The sequence below is a fragment of the Treponema primitia ZAS-1 genome, from assembly GCF_000297095.1.
GTDB lineage: Bacteria > Spirochaetota > Spirochaetia > Treponematales > Breznakiellaceae > Termitinema > Termitinema primitia_A.
The window spans coordinates 21,487-28,677 of sequence record NZ_AEEA01000065.1 but is presented as its reverse complement, the minus strand read 5'-3'; the positions used below and the strand labels follow the sequence as shown (position 1 = coordinate 28,677).

The 7,191-nt window shown below is 55.7% G+C and carries 2 protein-coding genes and 1 pseudogene; all 3 read right to left on the bottom strand.

The window, feature by feature from the left end; all coding sequences use genetic code 11:
• A pseudogene (locus tag TPRIMZ1_RS18945) lies at positions 1-2,043 on the bottom strand (hypothetical protein); the annotation flags it as partial.
• Positions 2,040-5,906: a beta strand repeat-containing protein gene (locus TPRIMZ1_RS0112160; RefSeq protein WP_010259963.1), complete on the bottom strand. Its 3,867-nt coding sequence runs from the start codon at positions 5,904-5,906 to the stop codon at positions 2,040-2,042. The pseudogene TPRIMZ1_RS18945 and the gene TPRIMZ1_RS0112160, both read right to left, overlap by 4 nt.
• A 13-nt stretch (positions 5,907-5,919) precedes the next feature.
• Entirely contained in the window at positions 5,920-7,128 is a 1,209-nt protein-coding gene (locus tag TPRIMZ1_RS0112155) for a hypothetical protein (protein WP_010259959.1), read from the bottom strand.
• Positions 7,129-7,191 lie beyond the last annotated feature (63 nt).

The following is a 7,191-nucleotide window of genomic DNA, read 5'->3' as shown; positions in this document are numbered from 1 at the left end:
TCCACCGGTCATGTCGAAAGTCCCGTCGGCAAACACTCCGCCGCCATCCTCGCCGGCGGTATTGCCGCTGATACTGCCCCCGGATATGGTAAAGACGCCGTCCCCTTCTACATACACCCCGCCGCCTTTGCTATCAGGGTTGCTCAGAACTTTATTTCCGCTGATGGTCCCGCCGGTCATGGTGAATGTCTTCCCGGCATGCACCAGCACCCCGCCACCCAAGCCTTGTCCCATGATATTATTGCTGATGGTTCCCCCGCTCATGGTGAAAGCCCCGCCAACAAACACCCCGACTCCGCCAGTGGCGCTGTCTCCAAATGAATCATTCCCATTCCCGGTGATACTGCCCCCACTCATGGTGAAGGTCCCGCTATCAAGTGACACCCCACTACCCCAGTAGGCGATATTCCCGCTGATGGTTCCCCCGCTCATGGTGAAGGTCCCGTTCACGACTTTCACCCCGCCGCCATCGTCGCTGGGAAGTTCCCCGCCCGTGAGGGTCAGACTGTCCCCCAGCCGTACATCGGCATTGTCTATGTACAACACCCGGTTTTGTTGATCGGCATTGAGTGTACCGTGGTTATCGGGATTTCCCTGGAGGATGATCGGGGGCAAGGTATCATACAGGTTAGCGCCGGAGTCGATTATATCAACCATCCCGTCTGTGCCTGCAGAAGTACTATCATAGATTACTTCCCCGCTCACAATGATCACCGCAGGCTCGGCGCCTGCACCAGTTCCACCGGGCCAGGAGCCGGTATAGGCGGTTCCTATGGCAGTCACCGCCGCCTGTACCGAAGCCTTGGCGGTGGCCAGGCTTGATCCGTTTGCGGAGTCGTTTCCCCCGGGGCTAACATAATAGACCGTTGTTGGGGATGACCCATTGGTATAGTCCAGGGTGTACCGGCTGCTGTGCAGACGATCCGGGGCGCTTACAATGATGGTTACTTTGTTAAACTGTAGGGTAAGGCCGGTAATACTCGCCGAATAGGTATCTCCCGTATGATCAACTGAGGGGCTTGCAAGAACCGTCCCGTTTACTTCCAGGGCATAAGTCTGCCCCGGCTTTCCCAGGGTAAAGCCCAGGGTCAGATTACCTGTGCCGGTCAAGCCGCCGTAGTGATAAATGCCGATGCCAAAACCCGGGGACAGGGTTCCGGCATCGGTGGTTATCCCCAACAGACTAGCATCGGAGGAGAGGAAATTCTCCGCCGTGAGGTCAAAGCTTGATACTAAAGCGCCGTCTACTATCCACTTATTGGTGGTCTGGTTTTTATAGACCAGAATCCCCAGGTCGTCAAAAACCTTGATCAGGGAACCGTCTTTCCGGTAGAACCACAGACTTAAGGCGGCGTTCCCCGTCGGCACATCCGCCGCTTCAAAGGTAATTTGACGGTATCCGTCATAAGAAGGAGGATCGGAAATGCCGGGATCGCTATCCCGGGTGAACCGTTTGGAATAGGGGGTCCATTCATCGGTAAAAGGCGTTCCATCGGGGTAGAGGTGGGCTTCCACGGCGGCAACCGCATCGGCGGGATCAGCGGGTTCCTGAAACCTGAGGGTCAGGCGTATATCCCCGGTTCCGGAGCCGGGGTCGACCAGGTTAAGGGTAACCGTGATAGATGAATCCCCCAGGCTGGAGCTTGGAAAGGATTCTTTTTTGCCCTGGGCCAAGAGGAGACCGCCTTCTACGGCATAAGCTTCAGCAATAATGTTTACCGAAATTACCGTCGCATCGGGGGGAGTCGAAAAGGAGACAGAAACAATTCCGCTCGCGTCCGAGCCTGAGCCATAGGTAACGGTGTCCGAAGTATCGGTAATTCTCACGGCATAAAACCCGGGGTCTATTGTCGGTACTGCAGTGCGGGCAAGCCCTGTTCCGAGGCTCAGGCGTATGGTCACGGTCCCCGGTGTCCCCGGTTCGGTTTTGGGGTAATGCGCCAGGGGTTGGGCGCAGGAGGCGAGAAAAAGTATCCCCGGAAGAAGGGTAAAAAGAATACGCCGCTTAATTGTTTTCCTGTTCATGTGTATGTTCCCGCTCATGCTCGCACCCTAAGCCTGAAATTTCCTGAATGGATTTTGCCGTTAACGCTAACCGTTATGGTTATATCATACTCCCCCGCAGCCGATGGGGCGGTAAATGTGAGGCTTCCGGTGGCGCCGGTTACATTGGAAAGGGTGATTCGGGCTCCCCTATAATCCCGCCCTGATGCGGTCCAGCCGCTTAACATTAGGCCCGTGGCATTTAGGGCCGTCACGGTTACCATTGCGTCGCGGTCAACCGCCACGGCAGCGCCGCTAAATGAAAGCTGAGAATAGCCGATCACACAGGTTATGGAAGGTTCACGCTGCGCCGGTTTCCCGTTAGTATCCACATAACGCACCGCAGGGTCATAGCCGGCAATGGTAAACTTCGTGTTATTTCCGCTGATGGTTCCATCCAGAACCGGTGTATTAGCGGTATAAGTCGCCGGTACCCAAGTGATAGCAGCCGCAGTCGTCTGGGTCAAGGCGCCACCCAGGGCGATTGTCCGCCCCGTTTCAAGGTACACCGGATTATTTTGCGCCACCTGGGCGCTCCCGGACATAGTAAAACTGCCGGTATTCACAGAAACGCCGTAGCTTGTATTGTTAGTGATGCTCGCTTTATCTTTCATAATCAGGCTTCCGCCATTCACGGCGATAATCGCGGCGGCGGCTGTCACGGAGCCCCCGTTTAATGTCAATAGCTTTGCTGCGGAAGTTTCGCTCAGGGTAAGGCTGCCACCGCTTTGTATGTCAAAGAATGCGCCGGTCATCCCCGTTCCCCGGGTAATGCTCTGGTCTGAGGAATCCGCCTTCAGGGTAATGGCCTTGTTTAAAACGATGGAATCGGTTGCATCAAAAGAAGCGCCGATGACCAGGACGCTTTCCTCGCCCGGGACAAAGCTGGTAAAGGCAGGTATCCGACCAAGGGCCTGCTTGAGTTCCGCCCAACTGGTGACGGGTTTATACACCGCAGAGAGGTCTATACCGGACTTGCTGGTGCCCTCTACGGAGGTCGTCCCCACGATTAGGGTATAGGTTTTGCCGCCCGCCGTAATGGCCGCCAGAAAATATGCGTTGGTGCAAGTGACCGGGACTTTCACTTTCCAGGTCCAGGTTCCGGCATTGACGGCGGAAACAGAGTCAAGCGCCGAGGTAGAGGTAAAGGTAGCGTCGCTGTAGGCGCTGACCGTAATCACCGAAGGGGCGCCGCCTGAGAAATCAGTCAGTGAGAGCGTTCCCTCCAGGACCAAGGAAAGCTGCTCCAGTTGCCCGGCGGCATTCACCCAGCGCACATCGGGGTCATAGCCGGCAATGGTAAACTTATCGTTATTTCCGCTGATGGCTCCATCCAGAACCTGAGCGTCAAGGGCGGTAGAAGCCGGTAAGGCGATGGCAGCCGTGAGTGTCTGGGTCAAGGCGCCGCCCAGGGTGATTGTCCGCCCCGCCGCAAGGTACACCGGGTTATTTTGCGCCACCTGGGCGCTCCCGGACATGGTAAAACCGCCGGTATTTACAGAAACGCCGTAATTTGTATTGTTGGCGATAAGCGCATTATTATTCATAACCAGGCTTCCGCCATTCACGGCGACAAGCGCGGCGGCGGCTGTTACGGAACCCCCGTCCAGGGTTAATAGCTTTACTGCGGAAGTTTCACCCAGGGTAAGGCTGCCGCCGCTTTGTATGTCAAAGAACGCGCCGGTCATCCCCGTTTCCCGGGTAATGTTCCGGTCTGATGTAGTATCCGCCTTCAGGGTAATGGCCTTGTTTAAAACGATGGTTCCCGGAGCGGCTGTGGCAGTAAAACTAGCGCCGATGACCAGGACGCTTTCGTCAGCCGGGGTAAAGTCGGCGGTAGAGGCCGGGGGTATCCGATCAATGGCCTCTTTGAGTCCCGCCCAACTGACGATGGGGTTATACGTCACAGAGAGGCTTATACCGGACTGGTCCCCTGCGGAGCTCACGGTCCCCGCGATTACGGTATAGGTTTTGCCATCCGCTGTCGTAATGATCGCCAGAAAATCTATGGCGTTTTGGGCGAGCGGGACTTTCGCTTTCCAGGTCCAGGTCCCGCCGGTATTGACGGCGGTATCGGCGTCAAGCGGCGCCGTAAAGCCGGCGCTGTAGGCCTTGACCGTAATCGCCAAGGCGGTCCCGCCTGAGAAAGCGGACAGGGAGAGCGTTCCCTCAAGGAACTTCACAAACTCCAGTTTCCCCTGGGCATTCACCCAGCGCACGTCGGGATCATAGCCGGCAATGGTAAACTTACGGTGATTCCCGCTGAGGTAGGCGGATCCTTCCAGAACCTGGGCGTCAAGGGCCGTAGAAGCCGGTAAGGCGATGGCAGCCGCAGGCGACTGGGTCAAGTCGCCGCCCAGGATAATTGCCCGCCCCGCCGCAAGGTACACCGGATTGTTTTGCGCCACCTGGGCGCTCCCGGACATGGTAAAACCGCCGGTATTTACAGAAACGCCGTAGTTTGTATTGTTGGCGATAAGCGCATTATCATTCATAACCAGGCTTCCGCCATTCACGGTGACAAGCGCGTCGACGGCTGTTACGAAGTCCCCGTTTAGGGTCAATAGACTTGCTGCGGAAGTTTCGCCCAGGGTAAGGCTCCCGCCGCTTTGTATGTCAAAGAACGCGCCTGACATCCCCGTTCCCCGGGTAATAGTTTGGGGCGCGGTATCCGCCTTCAGGGTAATGGGCTTGGTTAAAACGATGGTTCCGGGATCGGCTGCGGCAGTAAAAGAAGCGCCGATGCTCAGGACGCTTTCACCGTCCGGGGCAAAGCCGGTAGAGGCCGGGGGTATCCGGTCCAGGGCTTGTTTGAGTTCAGCCCAGGTGACAACGGGTTTGTGTACCGCCGAGAGGGTTATACCGGACTGGCCGGCATCCCCTACGGAGGCCGCTCCCGCGATTAAGGTATAGGTTTTACTATCCGTTGTCGTAATGATCGCCAGAAAATCTACGTCGTTGTGGGTGACCGGGACTTTCATCTTCCAGGTCCCGGCAGCGGCGGTGGTAGTAGTGTCAAGCAATTCCGTAAAGCCGGAACTGTAGGCCCTGACCGTAAGCGCTGAGACGGCGCCGCTTGAAAAATCAGACAGGGAGAGCGTTCCCTCAAGGTACTTCTGGGTAACAAAGTCGCCGGCCGAAAAATTGAAATCCCCATTGGTGGTAAGCCCGGGGTAGATATGTACCACCTCCACCCGGCGGGCAGTTTTATTCGCATCGTTGGTTAATTCCAGGATCATAACATAATAGCCCGCAGGCACCGCGGCGGTCCCGGTAAGATTGTCCGCAGGGAAGTTCTTGCTCAACACTGCGCTCCCACCTTCCTTCGCTACAGTTAGGGTTCCCGTATAGGAAACACCTGAAACCGCCAGGTTCCAATGGAAAAGGCCATCCCCACCCTGGGTTATGGGGATGGGGTCCACCGTTATGGTTTGCAGGGTAAGAGCGCCGTCGATAACATCAAGGGTGATCGTATTTTGTGCGGCCCGCAAATAAGCGCCGCCGTTGGAAACAAAGGCGGTAAGCGTCAGGCTCCAAACCGCCGGGGCCAGATCTACCGGAAAACCGCTGCCGGTCAGACGGGCAATTCCTGCGGAACTTGAAACGGTCTCGGAAAACGGAACTTGTCCGGCGGCGGTAAAGTCCAATTCATATTTGGAAAAAACCGGGATATCCAACGGCATCAGGGTACGGATACTGGCATTGCTTGAATTTCCAATCTTTACGATAACCCGCCCCTTCCCCGGGGGAATCGAGTCTGCCGAGCGGTTTGAACTTTCAAATATATTGGAACAGGCGGAAAAAATCAGACAACCAAGGAAAAGGACGGCGCTTATTTTTTTCGGTCCGGTATAGTTTGTCATTTCCTATTCCTCTTTACTCAACCCTAAAGCTTACGGACTTGGAGTAAACCACCCCGGACAGGGTCATTTTTACCATTACCTGGTGGGATGCCAGGGTGAAATACCTGTCGGAGAGGCTCAAGGAAACGCCGGTACCGCCTGCGGTGACCGGGACGCCGTCTATGTACCACTGGAAGGCCGCCCCGGCGGGATAGCCCATTACCGTGAGGGTCAAGGCGGTCTCCCAGGGGAGGACCCCGCTTGTCCCGGTGACAGAGAGCTCGCTAAACTCATCCGCCGGGATGCCGCTAAAGATAACCTGGATGCCCTGACTGGTACCGGGGCTTACGGTTGTTTCATCAAAGCCGGGGGTAAAAGCCTCTTCGATAAATCCATAAATATCGGTCACCGTAAGGCGGAAGAAATAGTATTCCTCCACGGGTAAGCGGTTTCTTCTTATGGGCATGGGGAAATTGATATGGTAAAGGCCATCGCTAAAGCCGAAATTCCTGGATGCATCGACCCCCACAAGGGCCCAAGCGCCGGTCGTTTCGTCACCGGTCATTTCATCACTGGTCGTTTCATCCCAGATCAAATCGTAATTTTCCGTGAGTATGGCGTCATTCTCCTGCTGAAATTCCAGGGTGAGTTTTTGCATACCCCGGTGTTCGTCCCAGGGCTGCATTTCCCAGTGGGCGATTACGGGGGCGCCAACCGCAGCGCCGGTAAGCGCCTCGTTTGCGGTCCCGGGTATGGTTACCCGGAGGGGGGAGTTGCAGACCACCATGGGCAGCTTGAAATCGCTAAAGTTCCGCAGCCCGTCGGCGGTTCCCATTTTTAGAGTGAGGTTAAACTCGTCCCCCAGCTCGGCGCCGTCTATACGGATTAGAACCTTTTCGTACCCCAGGGGCTTTGCCTCCAGGGTACGCCCCTGGGCGAGCTTGTCCCGGCTTACCACATTGAGCTTTAAATCATAATTTAGATGGTTTTGGAGCTTTACCTCAATAAAACTTGCCCCGGGGGTAATAATCGGTACTCCGGAGGGACTGACGACACCCCCGCTTATGAACTCCCAGCTTTGGCCTTCGGCTATGCTGGTCTGCTGTTCGATAAACGTATCCGTGGACAGGTTCAACATCTCGCATCCCGAGAGGGGGAGGAACGCCCACAACAGGGCTATACCACGGGGGAGAAGGGTGAGGCGTTGTTTAATTTTCTGCAAGCTATGGCTACCGGTATCCACTGAAATTTCTCCCGCAAATGCTTATATTTCATAATATATACCACAAAACCAATAAATATTACA